The organism is Yersinia artesiana, assembly GCF_902726545.1.
Taxonomy (GTDB): Bacteria; Pseudomonadota; Gammaproteobacteria; order Enterobacterales; family Enterobacteriaceae; genus Yersinia; species Yersinia artesiana.
The window spans coordinates 41,710-60,635 of record NZ_CACVAD010000004.1; the positions used below are offsets into that span (position 1 = coordinate 41,710).

Sequence of the window (18,926 nt, forward strand, 5' to 3'; positions counted from 1 at the left end):
GGTTGAAATGAGTCAGAATGTTTATCAGTTTATCGACCTACAGCGCGTAGATCCGCCGAAAAAGCCGCTGAAGATCCGTAAAATTGAATTTGTTGAGATTTACGAGCCATTCTCGGAAACACAGGCTAAAGCACAGGCTGACCGCTGTTTGTCGTGCGGTAACCCCTATTGCGAATGGAAATGTCCGGTGCATAACTACATCCCTAACTGGCTGAAACTGGCCAACGAAGGGCGAATTATGGAAGCGGCGGATCTTGCTCATCAAACCAATAGCTTGCCCGAAGTCTGTGGCCGCGTATGCCCGCAAGACCGCTTGTGTGAAGGGTCTTGTACTCTGAATGACGAGTTCGGCGCGGTGACCATCGGTAACATCGAGCGCTATATCAGTGACAAAGCCATTGAGATGGGCTGGAAACCTGATATGTCTCATGTTCACCCGACCGGTAAACGTGTGGCGGTGATTGGGGCTGGCCCTGCCGGGCTGGCCTGTGCCGATGTCCTGGCGCGTAACGGTGTACAAGCAGTAGTGTTTGACCGTCATCCAGAAATTGGTGGCTTACTGACCTTTGGTATTCCGGCCTTTAAGCTGGAAAAAGAAGTGATGATTAAGCGCCGCAAAATCTTCTCCGAGATGGGTATTGAATTCCAGTTGAATACCGAAGTCGGCAAAGACATCACCATGGATGCGCTGCTGCAAGAGTATGACGCAGTGTTCCTCGGTGTGGGCACTTACCAATCCATGCGTGGTGGTCTGGAAAACGAAGATGCATCTGGAGTATATGATGCGCTGCCATTCCTGATCGCCAATACCAAACAGTTGATGGGTTATGAAGCTGCACCTCACGAGCCTTATATCAATATGCAAGGCAAGCGCGTTGTGGTGCTGGGTGGTGGTGATACCGCGATGGACTGTGTACGTTCCTCCATTCGCCAAGGGGCAACTGATGTCGTTTGCGCCTACCGCCGTGACGAAGCCAACATGCCGGGTTCCAAGCGGGAAGTGAAAAATGCGCGTGAGGAAGGCGTTGAATTTAAATTCAACCTGCAACCTTTGAGCATCGAAGTGAACAGTAACGGCAAAGTCTGTGGTGTGAAGATGGTTCGAACCCAACTGGGTGCGCCAGATGCACAGGGGCGTCGCATGGCTGAGCAGATCCCAGGTTCGGAACATGTTCTGCCAGCAGATGCCGTTATCATGGCATTTGGCTTCCGTCCACACAGCATGGAATGGCTGGCCGCTCATGACGTGGCATTGGATAAGCAAGGCCGTGTTGTGGCACCCGAGCGCACTGATAACGCTTTCCAGACCAGTAATCCAAAAATCTTTGCCGGTGGTGATATTGTTCGTGGCTCTGATTTAGTCGTGACCGCCATTGCTGAAGGCCGCAAAGCAGCAGAAGGCATCATGAATTATTTGGAAGTCTGATACCAAAGGCATATACATCCAAAGACATCGAGGGCTGGTTATCCAGCCCTCAGACTGTTGATAAACCTCGATAACTCGATCTTGCAAGGTGAAGGCAGGTAGAAGAGTAAAGCGTCCGCGCCAAGGATGGCGCGGGTCGAGCCCCCAGGGATGGGTTTACGGCGTCTTTACGATCTGCCTGTTTTCACCGTTACGGGCACTTTGTCATTAACCTCAGGGCTGGTTATCCAGCCCTTTTTATTGTGTTTTTTTCGCGCGCAACGCCATTCACTCAAGATTTTGTAACAATCTCACCCGCCTTATTTGCAGCATTTTGACTATGAAGCGCTATAGTAAGGGCCGAGTTTATATTTATTTATGCTTTATGGGTCGACACTTTCCAGCCCCACATAGCTATTTTCCGATACATATTGTTACGCCTGGTTTTAAAGAAAGGATCATCTGTTATGAAATCTCATTTACTTTTCATTGCTGGCGGCTTGCTGGCTATCAGCGGCAGCGCATTAGCAATGTCACTTAATTATCAAGAGGTTGGTTATAACATTGAGGCTCGAGGTGCTCGGGCTGTGGTGGCAGAACTGGCAAAAGCGGGGCAATTGCCTGCGGTCGAGAATAATATCAAGCTAGGTGATGACAACTGGATTGCCATGGCACCTAAACTGGCCGATGGCGGCAATGCAAGTTTCACTGCGGGGATAAAATCAGCTCTCTCTTCGGCGCTAATTTATAACCCAGCCGCGGTACTAAAAGCAGTAAGTGATAGTAAAACACTCACATTATCAGAGATTTGTACTGCACCAGCCGATGCTAAAGACAGTGCCGCTAAAGCCAGTTTCCAACAGCGCGCCACTCATACTCTGTCAACTATCAGAAATAGTGACATGATGAGCCAACGTGATAGCTGCCTGGCCGAATTGAAAAAGTTATCTTAATGGTAATAGTGCAATACAAATAATTAGGGCGGCCAAAGCCGCCCCGATAAAACATCTTGCCCGAAAAATGAAGGTGACTACTTAACGACGCGTAACGCTGGGCGACCACCACTGCGTGGCGGTTGCGGTGGCTCATCATCTGGTGAGTTACCCTCGCCCTGCGGGGCTTGAGTATCGTCCGTGACCAACATCAAATTCTCTGTCGGCGCAGTCTCGTCATCTTCCTCTTCCATGCCGACAAAATTGCCATCAGCATCAGAATCGTAAGCTTCTTCAGGTTCAAACATCGTGCCAGAACCATTTTCACGCGCATAGATTGCCATCACCGCCCCCATAGGGACAGTAACTTGACAGGGAATACCCCCAAAACGGGCATTGAAACTCACACCTTCATTACCCAATTCCAGATTAGCCACGGCACGCGGTGCCACATTCAATACAATTTGCCCATCACGGGCGAACTCCATTGGCACCGAAACACCCGGCCGAGTGACATCCACGACCAAGTGTGGCGTCAGTTGATTATCAATCAACCACTCATAGAATGCGCGCAACAGGTAAGGACGGCGCGGAGACATATCAGACGTCGCCATAAAGATTAACCCCGGGTTTGCAGGCGCATTTCACGTTCAGCTTCAGTCAAAGAAGCCAGGAATGCATCGCGCTCAAACACTCGCGTCATGTAGCCTTTAAGCTCTTTAGAGCCTTCGCCGGTAAATTCAACGCCTAATTGTGGCAAACGCCACAGTAGCGGGGCCAGGTAACAATCGACCAGGCTGAACTCTTCGCTCATAAAGAAAGGCATTTCTTTAAATACTGGCGCAATAGACAGCAGCTCTTCGCGCAACTGCTTACGGGCTGCATCAGCTTCCTGTGCATTACCTTTCTGAATTTTTGCCAACAGAGAATACCAATCCTGTTCGATGCGGGTCATCATCAAACGGCTGCTACCACGTGCAACAGGGTATACCGGCATCAATGGTGGATGAGGAAAACGTTCATCCAAATATTCCATGATGATGCGGGATTCATACAGAGTCAGCTCGCGATCAACCAAAGTAGGGACGGTACGGTAGGGATTGAGGTCAATCAGGTCCTGCGGCAGATTATCAGCTTCAACCTGCTCAATCTCAACACTGACACCTTTCTCCGCCAGTACGATACGTACTTGATGGCTAAAAATGTCGGTCGGGCCGGAAAACAGCGTCATTACCGAACGTTTGTTGGCAGCGACAGCCATGAAAACCTCCAAGATTATCTAGAAAACAATGCGAATAGCCCACGGTGACGTTGCTATCCTGAGTCGTTTTACCGCCGGTTCGCAATCAAGGTAGTTGCTGCCGTAAATAAGCCTTGGTCGAGAAAATAATTCAGCCAGGGAGATACACGGACGCCAACAGTTCGCCGAACAGGCACAAAAGTGGGTGATAGTTTACCAGATTTTGCATGTTTTGTGGGGGTGGTGCTGCGATTTCATCAATAATTGTCTATCAGACAACAGCTTAGCGGTGAAAATATAATGAATGAAATGGTGGAAGTGTGTTTTTCAGCTATTTATTTTGTTTTATATCAATAAAAAAACCCGGTGAGACACCGGGCTTTTACCATTAATCTGCTGCCGTAAAGGCAAAAAATTAACGTTTGGAGAACTGTGGACGACGACGTGCTTTACGCAGACCCACTTTCTTACGCTCAACTTCACGCGCATCACGCGTTACGAAGCCAGCTTTACGCAGTTCACCACGTAGAGACTCGTCATATTCCATCAGTGCACGGGTGATACCGTGACGGATAGCGCCAGCCTGACCTGAAATACCACCACCTTTAACAGTGATGTACATGTCAAACTTGGTAACCATGTCTACCAGTTCCAACGGTTGATTCACTACCATGCGGGCAGTTTCACGACCGAAGTAAACTTCGAGGCTACGTTGGTTAATAACGATTTTACCGCTACCCGGCTTAAGAAAAACGCGTGCAGCAGAACTTTTGCGGCGACCAGTGCCGTAGTATTGATTTTCAGCCATTGCCATAATCCCGATTAAATGTCCAGAACTTGCGGTTGCTGTGCCGCATGATTGTGCTCAGTACCTGCATAAACTTTAAGTTTACGATACATTGCACGGCCCAGCGGACCCTTCGGCAGCATGCCTTTAACCGCGATTTCAATCACACGCTCAGGACTGCGGGCAATCATCTCTTCAAAGGTCGCTTGTTTGATACCACCGATGTGACCGGTGTGACGGTAATAAATCTTGTCTGTACGCTTGTTACCAGTTACGGCAACTTTTTCTGCGTTCAGAACGATGATGTAATCACCAGTATCAACGTGCGGGGTGTATTCCGCTTTATGCTTGCCGCGTAAGCGACTAGCCAGTTCAGTAGCGAGGCGACCCAAGGTCTTACCATTCGCGTCAACAACATACCAGTCGCGTTTTACAGTTTCTGGTTTAGCTGTGAAAGTTTTCATTATAAAAGCTTACCCAATTAATAAGTTACACGTTGGTGAACACCCAAACGTTCAAAAACAGTTGAGGCTCACACGACCATCAGTCCAGCAAACCTACCCCTTCGAATAGCCAATGCTGGCACTATACAAAGTTCTGGGAAAAAAACTTTGTTGTAACGTGGGGTCGCAAGATTATAGAGAAGTCGACGTCAAAGATCGAACTGTTTTTGGCAAGAAAGGTATAAATTAAACATGTTAAGTTAGGGCGAAGAATAATCGCCCAGCACAGAATAGCATTTTAGTGAGCTAAAAGTGAATCACCGCAGTGCTGATACTTTTACCACCAGTGCGGTTACGGCAAGTGCGGTAAAGAGAGGTATTCTTCACTTTGCATCTCTTGTAGCCGTGATAAACAGCGCTGATATTCAAATTTAAGTCGCTCGCCGCAATAAATTTCGAACATTGATGCTTCAGCTGCAATGATCAATTTCACCCGCCGTTCATAAAACTCATCAACCAATGCCAAAAAGCGTCGAGCGGTATTTTCATCTCGCGTCGCCATTTTGTGGACATTATGCAGCAATACGGTGTGATAGATCTTTGATAGCGCGATGTAATCAAGTTGGCTGCGCGCCTCTTCACATAATGTGTGGAAGTCGACTGCCAACACGCCTTGCGCCGCACAAATAGCAGGTAAAGGCCGGTGATTGACCTCCAAAACAGGTGCCTTTTCGCCCTCTTTCTCTTTACCCGCAAGACCCGCAAGTTTGACGAAAATATCCGCCATCGCCTGCTCAGTGTGTGGATTGAGCGGCGTCAAATATAGGTTTGCCTGAGTCAATGTGCGCAGACGATAATCAATACCTGCATCGACATTCATCACATCACAATATTGTTTAATCAGTTCGATGGCCGGCACGAAGCGCGCACGCTGTAAACCGTTGCGATACAAGTCATCCGGTGGAATATTAGATGTGGCGACCAGGGTGATACCGCGCGCAAACAGTGCTTCCAGCAGTGTTGCCAACAGCATGGCATCAGTAATATCCGAAACAAAGAATTCATCAAAACACAGCACATCCGTCTGCGCCTTGAAGCCATCAGCAATAATTTCTAACGGATTTTCATGGCCTTGCAGTGTGGTTAGCTCTTGATGCACTCGCAACATAAAGCGGTGAAAATGCAGACGCAGCTTACGATCCCCCGGCAAACTGTGGAAAAACATATCCATCAGCCAGGTTTTGCCCCGCCCGACACCGCCCCACATGTACAAGCCCTGAGCCGGACGTATTGGCGTCTTGGGCGCGCTGCGGCCCAGTAAGCGCCCCAAACGCCCGCGTATCCCAGCATTGACCACAGGGGCGCTGTGGCGTTGATTCAGTTCCTGATAAAGGGTGTCCAACCGTGCTACGGTGCGCTGTTGGACATCATCAGGTTGGTAGTCGCCGGCATCAATTGCCTGCTGGTAAAGCGCTATAGGTGAACTCGGTTGCATGTTTATCAATAATCCCTGATAAAATAGTTATCTACTTTTTCTGGTACTTTCTTGCTGATTTATCGGGCAATCGCAGCATTTATCGACATGACCACTGCGGAAAAAACCTGATAACCATAGGCAAAGTTGCATCAGGATTCCACTCAGACAAGGTTAACGGTTATAGTGGGTATTATTAAGTGAAAAAGCCCTGCTGAACAATGAAGTCAAAAAAGGAGTCATCATGACCTGGGAGTATGCGCTTATTGGGTTAGTTGTTGGTATTGTGATTGGCGCGGTGGCTATGCGCTTTGGCAATCGTAAATTGCGTCAGCAGCAAGTGCTGCAAAATGAGCTGGAGAAGAGCAAAACAGATTTGGAAGAATACCGCCAGGAACTGGTTGGGCATTTTGCCCGCAGTGCCGAATTGCTCGATAATATGGCTCGCGACTATCGCCAGCTTTATCAGCATATGGCGAAAAGCTCCAATAACTTATTGCCGGACTTGCCAATGCAAGATAATCCGTTCCGCTATCGTCTGACAGAATCTGAAGCTGATAATGATCAGGCTCCGGTCAAAATGCCACCTCGTGATTACTCCGAAGGTGCATCAGGCTTACTGCGTCCGGAACATCAGACCCGAGACTAATTACCTATACCCTAAATAATTCGAGTTGCAGGAAGGCGGCAAGTGAGAGAATCCCGATGAGCTTACATGAGTAAGTGATTCGGGTGATTGAATGTAGCCAACGCACATGTAGCTTGAAGTATGACGGGTACATGTCAAGCTGGCTACGGCACTCACCGCGGTAGTCAGCACATTTACACTTCTATACTTACCTCTTCTTGAATTGCTTTATCCTAACCCCTATATCAAGTGACATCTTAGGGTGCTTATTTTTAGAACAGCAGTAGCCTTTTGAAATAAGTGAATTTTTTAGCTAATTCAGAGTCTGAATTTACAACGGGCCTGTAGCAGCCATCCCCCCTATTCATTCACCGTTAGGTATTGAGAGAGTTTAAATCAATGAAGAAAAAGTCATTACTTCTTAGTGCGCTGGCAATGAGTGTCGGCTTAGGTCTCGCGTCCGTTCCTATGGTGAACGCAGCGGCTCTCCCTGCGGCTGTCGCAGGGCAATCGGTTCCAAGTCTGGCCCCTATGCTGGAGAAAGTGTTGCCAGCGGTTGTCAGCGTTCACGTCTCTGGTACTCAGGCACAACAGCAGCGCTTGCCAGAAGAGTTCAAATTCTTCTTTGGCCCCAATGCACCAACTGGTAAAGAGAGCAATCGTCCATTTGAAGGTTTGGGATCTGGCGTCATCATTAACGCGGAAAAAGGTTATATATTAACCAATAACCACGTTATCAATAATGCAGATAAAATTCGTGTTCAGCTCAATGATGGCCGTGAATATGATGCCAAACTGCTGGGCCGTGATGAACAAACTGATATTGCTTTATTGCAGCTAACCGACGCCAAGAATCTGATCGCCATTAAAATCGCAGATTCTGACAACCTGCGAGTCGGTGACTTTGCAGTCGCCGTGGGCAACCCATTTGGTCTGGGGCAAACTGCGACCTCGGGTATTATTTCCGCACTGGGCCGCAGTGGCTTGAATCTGGAAGGGTTAGAAAACTTCATTCAGACTGATGCCTCTATCAACCGCGGTAACTCGGGTGGCGCGCTGGTTAACCTAAACGGCGAATTGATCGGAATTAACACCGCCATTTTGGCTCCAGGTGGCGGTAACATTGGTATCGGTTTCGCCATCCCAAGCAATATGGCGCAAAACCTCAGCCAGCAGTTGATTGAGTTCGGCGAAGTGAAGCGCGGCTTGCTCGGGATTCGCGGTAGTGAAATGACCGCTGACATGGCAAAAGCCTTTAACATTGATGCTCAGCGCGGTGCTTTTGTCAGTGAAGTCTTGCCAAAATCAGCCGCCTCTAAAGCGGGTATCAAAGCAGGGGACGTGTTGGTTTCTGTGGACGGCAAACCTATCAGCAGCTTTGCTGAGTTACGCGCCAAAGTCGGTACCACCGGGCCGGGTAAAGCCATAAAGGTGGGCTTATTGCGTGATGGTAAACCACTTGAAGTCACCGTAACGTTGGAAAACAGCAGCCCAACCTCAACCAGTGCTGATACCTTATCACCCTCGTTACAGGGAGCATCGCTGAGCAATGGCGAAATTAAAGGTGGCAGCAAGGGTGTTAAAGTTGAAAACGTGACGAAAGGTTCTCCGGCGGCACAATCTGGCTTACAGAAAGACGATGTGATTATTGCTGTAAACCGTGTGCGAGTGAAGGATATCGCAGAGTTACGTAAAGCTATTGAAGCCAAACCGGCTGTCATTGCACTGAATATTGTGCGCGGTGAAGAGAATATTTATTTGTTAATCCGCTAATTTGCAGAAAAATCGGACACAGCACAATGCTGTGTCCGTCAAACTCATGCTATTCTCCGCTTACCTATTCATTCAAGCCTTAAAACTTCATGTTTCTTAAGCTATTGCGTTCTATTATTTTGGGGCTAATTGTTGCCGGTATCTTGCTGGTCGCAATGCCTATGCTCCGTAGTCCGGGCCATTTTTTTTCCGGCAATGGTGATAGCGTAAATGAAGAGGTTCCTGTCAGTTATAACCAGGCAGTGCGCAGGGCAGCTCCTGCCGTTGTTAATGTTTATAACCGCAGTCTAAGCCCTAATCAGGATGGGTTAGCCATTCGAACCTTGGGTTCTGGTGTCATCATGAGTGACAAGGGCTATATCCTTACCAATAAACACGTTATCAATAATGCAGAACAAATCATTGTCGCATTACAAAATGGCCGTATATCTGAAGCATTGCTGGTCGGTTCAGATAATCTGACTGATTTAGCTGTTTTAAAAATTGATGCCGTAAATCTGCCCGTGATTCCCATCAATATTAATCGGACGCCACACATTGGTGACGTCGTGCTGGCGATCGGCAATCCCTATAACCTCGGTCAAACCGTCACACAAGGGATTATCAGTGCCACTGGGCGTATTGGCTTAAGCGATTCTGGGCGGCAAAACTTCCTCCAGACAGATGCCTCAATCAACCAGGGTAACTCCGGCGGTGCGCTGGTGAACACATTGGGTGAGTTGATGGGGATTAACACCCTGTCCTTTGATAAAAGCAGCAATGGTGAAACGCCAGAGGGGATTGGCTTTGCCATCCCGACGGCACTCGCAACCAAAGTGATGGAAAAACTCATTCGTGATGGGCGAGTGATTCGCGGCTATATTGGGATTACCGGTGAGGAATATCCGCCATTCAATGCCAGTGGCAATAGCGGCGAGCGAATCCACGGCATTAAAGTTAACAAGATATCGCCAAATGGCCCGGCGGCGAATGCCAACTTACAAGTAGGCGATATCATTCTTAGTGTTAATAATAAACCTGCAACATCCGTGATCGAAACGATGGATCAGGTGGCAGAAATTCGCCCCGGAACGACCATTCCGGTTTTATTATTACGTAATGGCCAACAAATCACGGCACAAATCACCATCTCCGAATTGGATCAAAACGAAGTTCTTGGTCAGCAACCTGCACCATAAAACCGCTATCAATCGCTAAAAAAAATGCCAGCTCGATCTCATCGGCTGGCATTTTTTATGATGTGTTCAGAAAAAGTTTATTCGCCTTTTACCCGCTCAATTTGGGCACCTAATGCACGCAATTTATCTTCGATACCTTCATAACCACGGTCGATATGATAAATACGGTCAACAATCGTTGTTCCGTTAGCAATACAGCCAGCTAATACCAGGCTGGCAGAGGCACGCAAATCGGTCGCCATAACCTGAGCACCAGACAGCTGCTCAACACCATAGCAAATCACGGTATTGCTCTCGATTTCTGCATGTGCGCCCATACGAATCAGTTCTGGCACATGCATAAATCGGTTTTCGAAAATCGTTTCGGTGATAACACCGGTTCCTTCCGCGACCAGATTCAATAAGCTGAACTGAGCCTGCATATCGGTTGGGAAACCCGGATGTGGCGCAGTTCGCAAGGTCACCGCTTTAGGGCGTTTGCCATGCATATCCAGGCTTATCCAGTCATCGCCAATCTCAATATCAGCACCTGCCTCGCGCAGTTTAGCCAGTACCGCATCCAGCGTATCAGGGCGAGTCTGACGACAAATCACTTTACCGCCAGAGATCGCCGCCGCAACCAGGAAAGTCCCGGTTTCAATACGGTCTGGCAGCACCCGATACACACCACCAGCCAGGCGGGCAACACCTTCGATGGTAATGCTGTCAGTACCTGCACCAGTAATTTTAGCGCCCAGCGTATTCAAGAAATTCGCTGTATCGACAATTTCTGGCTCGCGAGCGGCGTTTTCAATGACCGTGGTGCCTTCCGCTAATGTCGCAGCGCTCATAATGGTCACGGTTGCGCCAACACTGACTTTATCCATCACAATATTCGCCGCTTTCAGGCGACCATCAACGGAGGCTTTAACGTAACCATCTTCCAGCTTGATTTCAGCACCCAACTGCTCCAAGCCGGTGATATGCAAATCAACCGGGCGCGCGCCGATAGCACAACCACCCGGTAAAGAAACCTGCCCTTTACCAAAACGGGCTACCAGTGGCCCCAATGCCCAAATAGAAGCACGCATGGTCTTAACCAAATCGTACGGTGCGCAGAACTCATTCACACCACTGGCATCAACAAAAACAGAGCCGGAAACAGCATTACGCTCAATTTTGACACCTAATTGGCTGAGTAACTTAATGGTGGTATCAATGTCTTTTAGCTTTGGGACATTTTGCAACTCTACCGGTTCTTCAGCCAATAACGCAGCAAACAATATCGGTAATGCCGCGTTTTTCGCTCCGGAAATGGTGACTTCACCGCTTAGGCGAGTCCGCCCCTGCACACGAAACTTATCCATTGTGACCACTCTTTGTTGTCAAAATACTGGTTGTTGTCAAAATACTGATCAGCAAATTCGAATTCACTGCCCGCTTAAGAAACTGCCGACCGGATCTGTAGGCAGTTTGAAGCCAGCAGCATTAAAAGCCGTTTAGTTTGCGATCCCGCTGCCACTCTTGTGGTGTATAGGCCTTAATCGACAAGGCATGAATACGGTTATCAGCGATATATTCCATCAAAGGCGCGTACACAGCCTGCTGTTTTTTCACCCGGCTCATATCGGCAAATAGATCACCGACAGCAATCACCTGAAAGTGGCTGCCGTCACCGGTAACATGTGCTTCTTGTAATGCCAATGCTTGCATCAGCACGTCTTTAATTTCGTTAGTATCCATAAGATTCATTCTATTTTATAAGGAGCATAGCCAGCTCAACATATTAGTGGAATACGGCTTTCTCCGAAACTAAAGAAAAGCCCCTGTTTTGCTATTGCGCACAGGGGCTTGAAAACTTTAGTCTTTTGCTTCGGGAATAAACGGCACAAAAGAGTGCCGACTTAAAACCACTTATCAGGCGTTGGTTGTTTCTACTGGGATAATTGTTTCTACCGGGATGACGTCACGCAGATTGTACAGTTCAATCAAGGTAGATAGCCGATCACTGACACCGGTGATGGTAAGTGAGCTACCCTGTTTGCTGCGCAGCTCACGAAAGTGAACCAGCAGTGCCAGGCCAGAGGAGTCAACACGCCGTAATTGGCTCACATCAATGCGTGTCTTATCGGCCAACAATGCTTCGCGCTGTTGCCATAGAGGTAACAGCGTTTCGCGATCCAATTCGCCTTGCAGTACCAGCGTTTCCTGCTGCGACCGCCAATTCAGTTCATCTGCCATAATCACTGCTTATCTAAGGTTATCGGCTGTTTCGCGGCAATCAGCAACTGTTGGGTCAAGCCATCCACACCTTTCTGGCGCAAGATAGAAGCCCACTCATTTTGCTTGGTACTGATCATGCTAACCCCTTCGGCTATCATGTCATACGCCTGCCAGTGACCCGTTTGGCTGTTTTTACGCCACTGGAAATCTAAACGCACTGGCGGACGACCATTAGGGTCAAGGATGGTCACGCGAATGGCAACGATATTAGCATCACCCAGCGGTTGGTCTGGAGCCACATCGTAGGTTTGGCCGTGATATAACGCCAGGGCCTGGCCATATGCCTGTTCCAGATATTGGCTGAATGCATTGAAATACGCCTCGCGCTGTGCGGGCGTAGCGGCTTTGTAATAGCTGCCCAGCACCAATGCACCGGCATATTTAATCTGTACAAATGGCAATAATTCTTCACGTACAATCGTGCGCAAATAGTCTGGATTCTGTTTAATTTTCGCTTGTTCAGTTTTCAGGCGCGTAAAGGTTCTTTGCGCGGCTTCATCCATCAGACGATATGGGTTGGTTTGGTCGACAGCATGGGCCAGTGGGGCAACCACCAGCAACGCGACCATCAGTAAACGTTTAAACATTCAGATACCCTCTTAAGGATGTTGGGTTGCAGGTAAGCTGCCATTTGCTGCCGCAGGTGCTGATGCCGCTGCTGGCTCACTGGCTGGCGCACCAGAATTACCATCACCGCCGCTCTTGTACAAGAACTGGCCGATAAGGTCTTCCAGAACCAAAGCAGATTTGGTGTCTTGAATAACGCCACCATCTTTCAAAATACCGGTGCCCATGTCGGGATCTTCAAAACCAACATTGAGTGCCAGGAACTGTTCACCCAATAAACCTGAAGTGCGCACCGCCAGAGAGCTGGTGTCCGGGATATGGTTATAGCGCTGCTGGATATCCATCGCCACACGGGGGCTGTAATTTTTGGTATCCAGTGTTATCTCAGCGACCCGACCCACCACCACACCACCAATTTTGACTGGGGAATTGTTTTTCAGGCCACCAATATTGTCAAAATTGGCATAAATCCGGTAAGTCGGCTGATTGCCCACTGCTTTGATATCGGCCACTTTTAAGCAGAGAAACACGACCGCCAGAATAGCAATCAGTATAAACGCCCCTACCCAGACTTCACTTTTCTTCGTTTGCATCGACTCAGTTCCCAAACATCAGTGCTGTCAGCACAAAATCTAATCCCAATACTGCCAGTGACGAATGCACCACAGTACGGGTCGTTGCCCGGCTAATCCCTTCAGATGTTGGGACAGCATCATAACCATTGAATAGCGCAATCCACGTCACGGTAATAGCAAATACCAGACTCTTAATAAGGCAATTCAATAAATCTGTGCGCCACTCAACGGCACTTTGCATCGCTGACCAAAAGAAACCGCCATCAATCCCCTTCCAATCAACACCGACCACAGAACCGCCCCAGATGCCCACCGCGACAAAGATAGCCGTCAATAATGGCATGCTGATAAGCCCCGCCCAGAACCGGGGAGCGACGACCCGCCGCAGAGGATCAATTGCCATCATTTCCAGGCTGGAAATCTGTTCAGTGGCTTTCATCAAGCCAATTTCTGCTGTCAGAGCAGAACCGGCACGACCAGCAAAGAGCAATGCCGTCACTACTGGCCCCAACTCTCGTAGTAATGATAAAGAAACCATCATCCCGAGGCTGGCTTCCGCACTGTAGGTGGTGAGGATCAAAAAGCCCTGTAAGCCCAAAACCATACCGATAAACAGACCGGAAACCACAATAATCAGTAAGGATTGCACCCCAACGCTATATAGCTGTTTAACCAATAACGGCCACTGTTTTCGAGGTTCAGGCCGGCCAACCAGTGCATTAAATAGCATTAAACCCGCGCGACCAAAGGATGCGCAGACATTAATGCCCCGGCGACCTAACGACGCCAATGCCTGTACTAACATGAATACTCCATCCATTTAACCTAACAGCTCAGTTTTATAATCACCCGCCGGGAAACGGAACGGCACCGGCCCGTCGGCAATACCATCAAGGAACTGACGTACTCGCATATCATCATTGGCTTGTAGCTGCTCAGGTGTTCCTTCAGCAATCACATGCTGATCCGCCACAATATAAGCATAATCAGCAATACTCAGCACTTCCGGCACATCATGTGAAACCACCACACAAGTGACACCTAATGCATGATTCAGCTCATCAATCAGTTTTACCAATACACCCATGGTGATAGGGTCCTGACCGACAAAAGGCTCATCAAACATAATCAATTCTGGATCAAGGGCAATTGCCCGCGCCAACGCTGCACGGCGGGCCATACCGCCTGAAAGCTCGGCGGGCATTAAGTTAGCCGCACCACGCAAACCCACGGCTTCTAACTTCATCATCACCGTGCTATGCAGCAACTCTTCAGGTAAATGGCTATGTTCTCGTAATGGGAAAGCGACATTCTCAAATACCGTTAAATCGGTGAATAACGCCCCCGATTGAAACAACATGCTCATTTTCTTGCGCACATCATACAAACGCTGCCGAGAAAGCGTCGGAATATTATCACCATCGAACCAGATTTCGCCGGAATCAGGCGCAAGTTGTCCGCCAATCAGGCGCAGCAGCGTGGTTTTACCAATCCCCGAAGGCCCCATAATCGCCGTGACTTTGCCGCGCGGGACCGTCATGTTGATATCGGCGAATATCGGACGCTCACCACGAGTAAAACTCATCCCGCGGATCTCTATCAAATTCGACGCCAGTTGGTTCATTATCATTCGTCCCTTAGGCCTTTTATGACTCATCTAACCGCCAATGCTACAGCAAATGGCAGTAATGAGCGCAATTAGCATGCATTCTGGCAATTTATTAACGCTTTTTCGTAGCCAAAGTTGCCATAAGTTTTACTTTTCTGGCACTCACGGTCAAAATTAGGGATAAGCAAAAAAGCGTAATGCGTTTTTAGTCATTTTTACCAACGAGTTTATGCCAATGGATCGGGATTATACCCTAAATAATTCGAGTTGCAGGACGGCGGCAACTGAGTGAGCCCCCAAGAGCTTACATGAGTAAGTGACTGGGGTGAGCGAAGACAGCCAACATACCTGCAATTTGCAGTATGACGGGTATATAACTAATAAAGGACTCTGCATGTTTCTTGCGATAACACTATTAATCATTGGCTTGGTGCTATTAGTGTACGGTGCTGACCGATTAGTTTATGGCGCAGCGGTGTTAGCCCGTTCTTTCGGTATTCCGCCACTGATAATCGGGATAACCATTGTCGGCATTGGCACCTCGCTGCCGGAACTGATTGTGTCCGTCACTGCGGCGCTGAATAACCAAACGGATATGGCCGTTGGCAATGTGCTGGGTTCTAATATTACCAATCTCTTGCTGATTGTCGGGGGTGCCGCGCTGATACGCCCACTGACGGTGCGCTCAGAGATTTTACGTCGCGAGTTACCCTTGATGTTGATCGTGACGGTATTGTGTGGTTTCTTGCTGGCAGATAACCATCTTAGCCGGGGCGATGGCGTTATTTTGCTCTTGGCAGCCGCTGCTTTTATTGTCCTGATGCTAAAAATTGCCCGCCTGGCCCATTCGCAAGGAAATGATATTTTCACTCGTGAACAATTGGCGGAGTTGCCGCAAGACAGCAGTAATACCGTCGCATTATTGTGGCTGGTGCTGGCCTTCATTATTTTGCCGCTGTCAGCCAAAATGATTATCGACAATGCCACCGTTATCGCCAGAGTCGCGGGTGTCAGTGAATTAGTCATCGGGCTGACTGTTATTGCCATTGGTACCAGTTTACCTGAACTGGCGACGTTCATCGCCGGTGCATTGAAAGGTGAAGATGATATGGCGGTTGGTAATATCATCGGCTCAAATATTTTTAATATCGTGATTGTATTAGGCGTTCCCGCATTGCTGTCCCCTGGCGATATCAACCCCGAAGCGTTCCAGCGAGATTATTGGGTCATGCTCGGTGTCAGTGTGATATTCACTGTGCTTTGCCTGGGGCGTAAACATCGAATCGGCCATATAGCGGGCGCTCTGTTATTATGTGGGTTTATTGCTTACCTGGCGGTGCTATTTTTTGCTCCCTTTAGTGCCGCATAACATAAACAATGCCGCATACAGGAACCAAGTATGTCTTCTTCTGATTTACAGCCAAGAGTAGATTTCCAACGGGCGGGTAAACAAGTTCTACAGATTGAGCGCGAAGGGCTGGCACAGCTTGATCAATATATTAACGATGATTTTGCCCAAGCTTGCGAGGCAATATTTAACTGCCACGGCAAAGTTGTTGTTATGGGGATGGGTAAATCTGGTCATATCGGATGCAAAATTGCCGCGACTTTCGCCAGCACCGGCACTCCGTCATTCTTTGTTCATCCCGGCGAGGCCAGTCATGGCGACTTGGGGATGATCACGCCGCAAGATATTGTATTAGCCATCTCCAACTCGGGTGAGTCCAACGAGATTCTGGCTTTGATTCCCGTACTTAAACGCCAGAAAATTCAGCTTATTTGCATGAGTAACAACCCTGAAAGCACTATGGGTAAAGCGGCTGATATTCACTTGTGTATTAAAGTGCCGCAAGAAGCCTGCCCACTGGGATTAGCACCGACCACCAGCACCACGGCGACATTAGTGATGGGTGATGCGCTCGCCGTAGCCTTGCTACAGGCGCGGGGCTTCACGCAAGAAGACTTTGCGCTCTCTCATCCGGGTGGCGCACTGGGGCGCAAGTTGTTATTGCGAATCAGCGATATCATGCATACCGGAGCCGACATTCCTCACGTCAGCCCTGATGCCTCATTGCGCGACGCATTACTGGAAATTACTCGGAAAAATCTGGGTTTAACCGTAATCTGTGACGACTTAATGATGATTAAAGGTATCTTTACCGACGGTGATTTACGCCGGGTATTTGATATGGGCGTTGACTTAAATAATGCGAAAATCGCCGATGTGATGACCAGCGGTGGCATTCGAGTTCGTCCTACCATGTTGGCGGTGGATGCTCTCAACCTGATGGAATCGCGTCATATTACGGCGGTGTTAGTCGCCGATGGTGACCAATTGCTGGGTGTGGTGCATATGCACGACATGCTGAGAGCTGGTGTCGTTTAATGAAAGGTAAATTATGAGCAGCGTTGTATATCTGGACACATGCTATGGCCCGGTGGCTAGCAGCGTTATAGAACGTGCGGCCAACATTCGCTTATTGATCTGCGATGTTGATGGTGTCATGTCTGATGGCCTGATTTACATGGGCAATCAGGGCGAAGAGCTGAAAGCGTTCAATGTGCGAGATGGCTATGGTATCCGCTGCCTGCTAACCTCTGGTATTGAAGTGGCCATTATTACTGGCCGTAACGCAAAATTATTAGAAGACCGCGCCAACACCTTAGGTATTACCCACCTTTATCAAGGGCAATCTGATAAGCTGGTCGCCTATAACGAATTATTAGTTGCCTTAAAATGTCAGCCTGAGCAGGTAGCTTACATAGGTGATGACCTGATTGATTGGCCTGTCATGGCACAAGTGGGTTTATCTGTTGCTGTGGCGGATGCCCATCCATTACTCATTCCCAAGGCGCATTATATTACGCGCATCAATGGCGGGCGCGGTGCGGTACGCGAGTTATGTGATTTGATATTATTGGCCCAAGGTAAACTCGAAGGTGCCAAAGGATTGTCGATATGAGTAAAACAAGACTATGGATAACCCTATCCTTAGCACTGATTGCTTTAGCCCTGATCGGCTGGAATATTTCTGGGTTCAATCAACAAGATACGCAAACTACGGTTGATGATAATGAACCCTCATCGCAAAGCCAGCATACGGTGACGGTGGTGTTTAATCCGGTCGGGCAACTGAATTATAAATTGGTAGCAGAAGAGGTTCAGAACTTCAGCGCGCAAGAACTGACCTGGTTTACCAGGCCGGTGATGACGATGTTTGATGAGAATGCTGTCGCCACCTGGACAGTACGAGCAGACCGCGCCAAGCTGACCGATGATAAAATGCTTTATTTGTATGGACATGTTGAGGTTGATAGCCTGACCCCAGACGCCCAATTGCAAAAAATTAAAACTGATAACGCCCAGGTTAATTTGATCACTCAGGATGTATCCTCCGATGATGAAGTTACCCTCTTTGGTGTTGGATTTACATCTAACGGCATGAAAATGCGTGGCAACTTGCGGGATAAAACCGCCGAGCTGATTGAAAAGGTTAAAACCTCTTATGAAATCCAAAAATAAAATTCGTCATTTGTTGCTTGCCAGCTCACTTTTGGCTGCAAGCCTGCCAGCATTGGCGTTAACTGGCGATACAGACCAGCCTGTTCTGGTCGACTCGGTTAAGCAAGCATTGGATATGGGTGCCAATACCGTCACCTTTACCGACAATGTGGTTATCAAGCAAGGCACCATTGAGATTAAAGCGGATAAAGTCGTGGTGACCCGCCCTGGTGGCGATCAGAGCAAAATGGTCATCGAAGGTTTTGGTAATCCAGTGACTTTCTATCAGATGCAAGATAGCGGCAAACCAGTTAAAGGCCACGGCCAGAAACTGCGTTACGAAGTCGCTAATGATTTTGTCGTCTTGACGGGTGATGCCTATCTGGAGCAGCTTGATAGCAATATCAAAGGTGATCGCATCACCTATCTGGTGAAAAAACAGCAAATGGAAGCCTTCAGTGATAAAGGCAAACGTGTTACCACTGTACTATTACCGTCTCAATTACAAGATAAAGGGCCAGCAGCTTCAGGCCAAAAGAAGAGTAACTAAT

The 18,926-nt window shown here is 48.4% G+C and carries 22 protein-coding genes and 1 pseudogene; 11 read left to right on the forward strand and 12 right to left on the reverse strand.

Annotated features, from left to right (window positions below; genetic code table 11):
- Window positions 1–7: 7 nt before the first annotated feature.
- The 3 genes and pseudogenes from HU019_RS01765 (at window position 8) to HU019_RS01770 (ending at window position 2,358) form a co-directional block, all read left to right on the forward strand.
- Window positions 8–1,426, forward strand: a complete 1,419-nt coding sequence (locus HU019_RS01765; protein WP_174848897.1) for a glutamate synthase small subunit — start codon at window positions 8–10, stop codon at window positions 1,424–1,426.
- Between the two features lie 149 nt (window positions 1,427–1,575).
- Window positions 1,576–1,680, forward strand: a pseudogene (locus tag HU019_RS20495) (gluconate 5-dehydrogenase); the annotation flags it as partial.
- Window positions 1,681–1,872: 192 nt separating this feature from the next.
- Window positions 1,873–2,358, forward strand: coding sequence for a hypothetical protein (locus HU019_RS01770; protein ID WP_019082231.1), 486 nt, complete (start codon window positions 1,873–1,875; stop codon window positions 2,356–2,358).
- 77 nt (window positions 2,359–2,435) lie between these two features.
- Here HU019_RS01770 and sspB read toward each other — a convergent pair whose 3' ends face one another.
- The 5 genes from sspB to zapE form a co-directional block, all read right to left on the reverse strand.
- Window positions 2,436–2,951: a ClpXP protease specificity-enhancing factor gene (sspB, locus tag HU019_RS01775; RefSeq protein ID WP_174850068.1), complete on the reverse strand. Its 516-nt coding sequence runs from the start codon at window positions 2,949–2,951 to the stop codon at window positions 2,436–2,438.
- Between the two features lie 5 nt (window positions 2,952–2,956).
- Window positions 2,957–3,598 carry a stringent starvation protein SspA gene (gene sspA / locus HU019_RS01780; RefSeq protein ID WP_050077006.1) on the reverse strand — a complete coding sequence of 214 codons (642 nt, stop codon included), beginning with the start codon at window positions 3,596–3,598 and terminating at the stop codon, window positions 2,957–2,959.
- A 394-nt stretch (window positions 3,599–3,992) separates the two neighbouring features.
- Window positions 3,993–4,385, reverse strand: coding sequence for a 30S ribosomal protein S9 (gene rpsI / locus HU019_RS01785; RefSeq protein WP_005162424.1), 393 nt, complete (start codon window positions 4,383–4,385; stop codon window positions 3,993–3,995).
- Between the two features lie 14 nt (window positions 4,386–4,399).
- Window positions 4,400–4,828 carry a 50S ribosomal protein L13 gene (gene rplM, locus HU019_RS01790; protein WP_004710905.1) on the reverse strand — a complete coding sequence of 143 codons (429 nt, stop codon included), beginning with the start codon at window positions 4,826–4,828 and terminating at the stop codon, window positions 4,400–4,402.
- A 331-nt stretch (window positions 4,829–5,159) separates the two neighbouring features.
- On the reverse strand, window positions 5,160–6,302 hold the full coding sequence (gene zapE / locus HU019_RS01795; RefSeq protein ID WP_174850067.1) for a cell division protein ZapE: 1,143 nt from the start codon (window positions 6,300–6,302) through the stop codon (window positions 5,160–5,162).
- A 223-nt stretch (window positions 6,303–6,525) separates the two neighbouring features.
- On the opposite strand from zapE, the gene zapG reads away from it, so the two are divergent.
- From zapG to degS, 3 genes are all read left to right on the forward strand, one after another.
- On the forward strand, window positions 6,526–6,930 hold the full coding sequence (gene zapG / locus HU019_RS01800; protein WP_005162428.1) for a Z-ring associated protein ZapG: 405 nt from the start codon (window positions 6,526–6,528) through the stop codon (window positions 6,928–6,930).
- Window positions 6,931–7,308: 378 nt separating this feature from the next.
- Window positions 7,309–8,682 carry a serine endoprotease DegQ gene (gene degQ, locus HU019_RS01805; RefSeq protein WP_174850066.1) on the forward strand — a complete coding sequence of 458 codons (1,374 nt, stop codon included), beginning with the start codon at window positions 7,309–7,311 and terminating at the stop codon, window positions 8,680–8,682.
- A gap of 89 nt (window positions 8,683–8,771) precedes the next feature.
- On the forward strand, window positions 8,772–9,860 hold the full coding sequence (gene degS, locus HU019_RS01810; protein WP_174850065.1) for an outer membrane-stress sensor serine endopeptidase DegS: 1,089 nt from the start codon (window positions 8,772–8,774) through the stop codon (window positions 9,858–9,860).
- Window positions 9,861–9,937: 77 nt separating this feature from the next.
- Here the strand turns inward: degS and murA are convergent, their stop codons facing one another.
- The 7 genes from murA to mlaF all read right to left on the reverse strand — a co-directional run bounded on the left by murA (window position 9,938) and on the right by mlaF (window position 14,888).
- Window positions 9,938–11,206 carry a UDP-N-acetylglucosamine 1-carboxyvinyltransferase gene (gene murA / locus HU019_RS01815; protein ID WP_174850064.1) on the reverse strand — a complete coding sequence of 423 codons (1,269 nt, stop codon included), beginning with the start codon at window positions 11,204–11,206 and terminating at the stop codon, window positions 9,938–9,940.
- Window positions 11,207–11,327: 121 nt separating this feature from the next.
- Window positions 11,328–11,582 carry a BolA family iron metabolism protein IbaG gene (gene ibaG / locus HU019_RS01820; protein ID WP_050087609.1) on the reverse strand — a complete coding sequence of 85 codons (255 nt, stop codon included), beginning with the start codon at window positions 11,580–11,582 and terminating at the stop codon, window positions 11,328–11,330.
- A gap of 174 nt (window positions 11,583–11,756) precedes the next feature.
- Window positions 11,757–12,080 carry a lipid asymmetry maintenance protein MlaB gene (gene mlaB / locus HU019_RS01825; protein WP_174850063.1) on the reverse strand — a complete coding sequence of 108 codons (324 nt, stop codon included), beginning with the start codon at window positions 12,078–12,080 and terminating at the stop codon, window positions 11,757–11,759.
- 2 nt (window positions 12,081–12,082) lie between these two features.
- Complete coding sequence (gene mlaC, locus HU019_RS01830; protein WP_174850062.1) at window positions 12,083–12,709, reverse strand: phospholipid-binding protein MlaC; 627 nt, start codon at window positions 12,707–12,709, stop codon at window positions 12,083–12,085.
- Between the two features lie 12 nt (window positions 12,710–12,721).
- A complete protein-coding gene (mlaD, locus tag HU019_RS01835; protein ID WP_174850061.1) occupies window positions 12,722–13,282 on the reverse strand; it encodes an outer membrane lipid asymmetry maintenance protein MlaD in 561 nt (186 codons plus the stop codon).
- A gap of 4 nt (window positions 13,283–13,286) precedes the next feature.
- On the reverse strand, window positions 13,287–14,069 hold the full coding sequence (gene mlaE / locus HU019_RS01840) for a lipid asymmetry maintenance ABC transporter permease subunit MlaE (RefSeq protein WP_005174247.1): 783 nt from the start codon (window positions 14,067–14,069) through the stop codon (window positions 13,287–13,289).
- A gap of 15 nt (window positions 14,070–14,084) precedes the next feature.
- Window positions 14,085–14,888, reverse strand: a complete 804-nt coding sequence (gene mlaF / locus HU019_RS01845) for a phospholipid ABC transporter ATP-binding protein MlaF (protein WP_174850060.1) — start codon at window positions 14,886–14,888, stop codon at window positions 14,085–14,087.
- Between the two features lie 379 nt (window positions 14,889–15,267).
- On the opposite strand from mlaF, the gene HU019_RS01850 reads away from it, so the two are divergent.
- The 5 genes from HU019_RS01850 to lptA are packed head-to-tail and all read left to right on the forward strand — an operon-like array spanning window position 15,268 to window position 18,925.
- On the forward strand, window positions 15,268–16,242 hold the full coding sequence (locus HU019_RS01850; RefSeq protein ID WP_174850059.1) for a calcium/sodium antiporter: 975 nt from the start codon (window positions 15,268–15,270) through the stop codon (window positions 16,240–16,242).
- 30 nt (window positions 16,243–16,272) lie between these two features.
- Window positions 16,273–17,259: an arabinose-5-phosphate isomerase KdsD gene (kdsD, locus tag HU019_RS01855; protein ID WP_174850058.1), complete on the forward strand. Its 987-nt coding sequence runs from the start codon at window positions 16,273–16,275 to the stop codon at window positions 17,257–17,259.
- 13 nt (window positions 17,260–17,272) lie between these two features.
- Window positions 17,273–17,836, forward strand: coding sequence for a 3-deoxy-manno-octulosonate-8-phosphatase KdsC (kdsC, locus tag HU019_RS01860; protein WP_174850057.1), 564 nt, complete (start codon window positions 17,273–17,275; stop codon window positions 17,834–17,836).
- Entirely contained in the window at window positions 17,833–18,396 is a 564-nt protein-coding gene (gene lptC, locus HU019_RS01865) for an LPS export ABC transporter periplasmic protein LptC (RefSeq protein WP_174850056.1), read from the forward strand. The genes kdsC and lptC overlap by 4 nt, the downstream gene beginning before the upstream one ends.
- Window positions 18,380–18,925 (forward strand): lipopolysaccharide ABC transporter substrate-binding protein LptA, encoded by a 546-nt coding sequence (lptA, locus tag HU019_RS01870; RefSeq protein WP_174850055.1) that lies wholly within the window; start codon window positions 18,380–18,382, stop codon window positions 18,923–18,925. Before lptC ends, lptA begins: the two co-directional genes overlap by 17 nt.
- Window position 18,926 lies beyond the last annotated feature (1 nt).

Coding starts and splice junctions, on each gene's coding strand:
- HU019_RS01765 (WP_174848897.1), top strand. CDS start 8: ATGAGTCAGAATGTTTATCAGTTTATCGACCTACAGCGCGTAGATCCG.
- HU019_RS01770 (WP_019082231.1), top strand. CDS start 1,873: ATGAAATCTCATTTACTTTTCATTGCTGGCGGCTTGCTGGCTATCAGC.
- sspB (WP_174850068.1), bottom strand. CDS start 2,951: ATGGCGACGTCTGATATGTCTCCGCGCCGTCCTTACCTGTTGCGCGCA.
- sspA (WP_050077006.1), bottom strand. CDS start 3,598: ATGGCTGTCGCTGCCAACAAACGTTCGGTAATGACGCTGTTTTCCGGC.
- rpsI (WP_005162424.1), bottom strand. CDS start 4,385: ATGGCTGAAAATCAATACTACGGCACTGGTCGCCGCAAAAGTTCTGCT.
- rplM (WP_004710905.1), bottom strand. CDS start 4,828: ATGAAAACTTTCACAGCTAAACCAGAAACTGTAAAACGCGACTGGTAT.
- zapE (WP_174850067.1), bottom strand. CDS start 6,302: ATGCAACCGAGTTCACCTATAGCGCTTTACCAGCAGGCAATTGATGCC.
- zapG (WP_005162428.1), top strand. CDS start 6,526: ATGACCTGGGAGTATGCGCTTATTGGGTTAGTTGTTGGTATTGTGATT.
- degQ (WP_174850066.1), top strand. CDS start 7,309: ATGAAGAAAAAGTCATTACTTCTTAGTGCGCTGGCAATGAGTGTCGGC.
- degS (WP_174850065.1), top strand. CDS start 8,772: ATGTTTCTTAAGCTATTGCGTTCTATTATTTTGGGGCTAATTGTTGCC.
- murA (WP_174850064.1), bottom strand. CDS start 11,206: ATGGATAAGTTTCGTGTGCAGGGGCGGACTCGCCTAAGCGGTGAAGTC.
- ibaG (WP_050087609.1), bottom strand. CDS start 11,582: ATGGATACTAACGAAATTAAAGACGTGCTGATGCAAGCATTGGCATTA.
- mlaB (WP_174850063.1), bottom strand. CDS start 12,080: ATGGCAGATGAACTGAATTGGCGGTCGCAGCAGGAAACGCTGGTACTG.
- mlaC (WP_174850062.1), bottom strand. CDS start 12,709: ATGTTTAAACGTTTACTGATGGTCGCGTTGCTGGTGGTTGCCCCACTG.
- mlaD (WP_174850061.1), bottom strand. CDS start 13,282: ATGCAAACGAAGAAAAGTGAAGTCTGGGTAGGGGCGTTTATACTGATT.
- mlaE (WP_005174247.1), bottom strand. CDS start 14,069: ATGTTAGTACAGGCATTGGCGTCGTTAGGTCGCCGGGGCATTAATGTC.
- mlaF (WP_174850060.1), bottom strand. CDS start 14,888: ATGAACCAACTGGCGTCGAATTTGATAGAGATCCGCGGGATGAGTTTT.
- HU019_RS01850 (WP_174850059.1), top strand. CDS start 15,268: ATGTTTCTTGCGATAACACTATTAATCATTGGCTTGGTGCTATTAGTG.
- kdsD (WP_174850058.1), top strand. CDS start 16,273: ATGTCTTCTTCTGATTTACAGCCAAGAGTAGATTTCCAACGGGCGGGT.
- kdsC (WP_174850057.1), top strand. CDS start 17,273: ATGAGCAGCGTTGTATATCTGGACACATGCTATGGCCCGGTGGCTAGC.
- lptC (WP_174850056.1), top strand. CDS start 17,833: ATGAGTAAAACAAGACTATGGATAACCCTATCCTTAGCACTGATTGCT.
- lptA (WP_174850055.1), top strand. CDS start 18,380: ATGAAATCCAAAAATAAAATTCGTCATTTGTTGCTTGCCAGCTCACTT.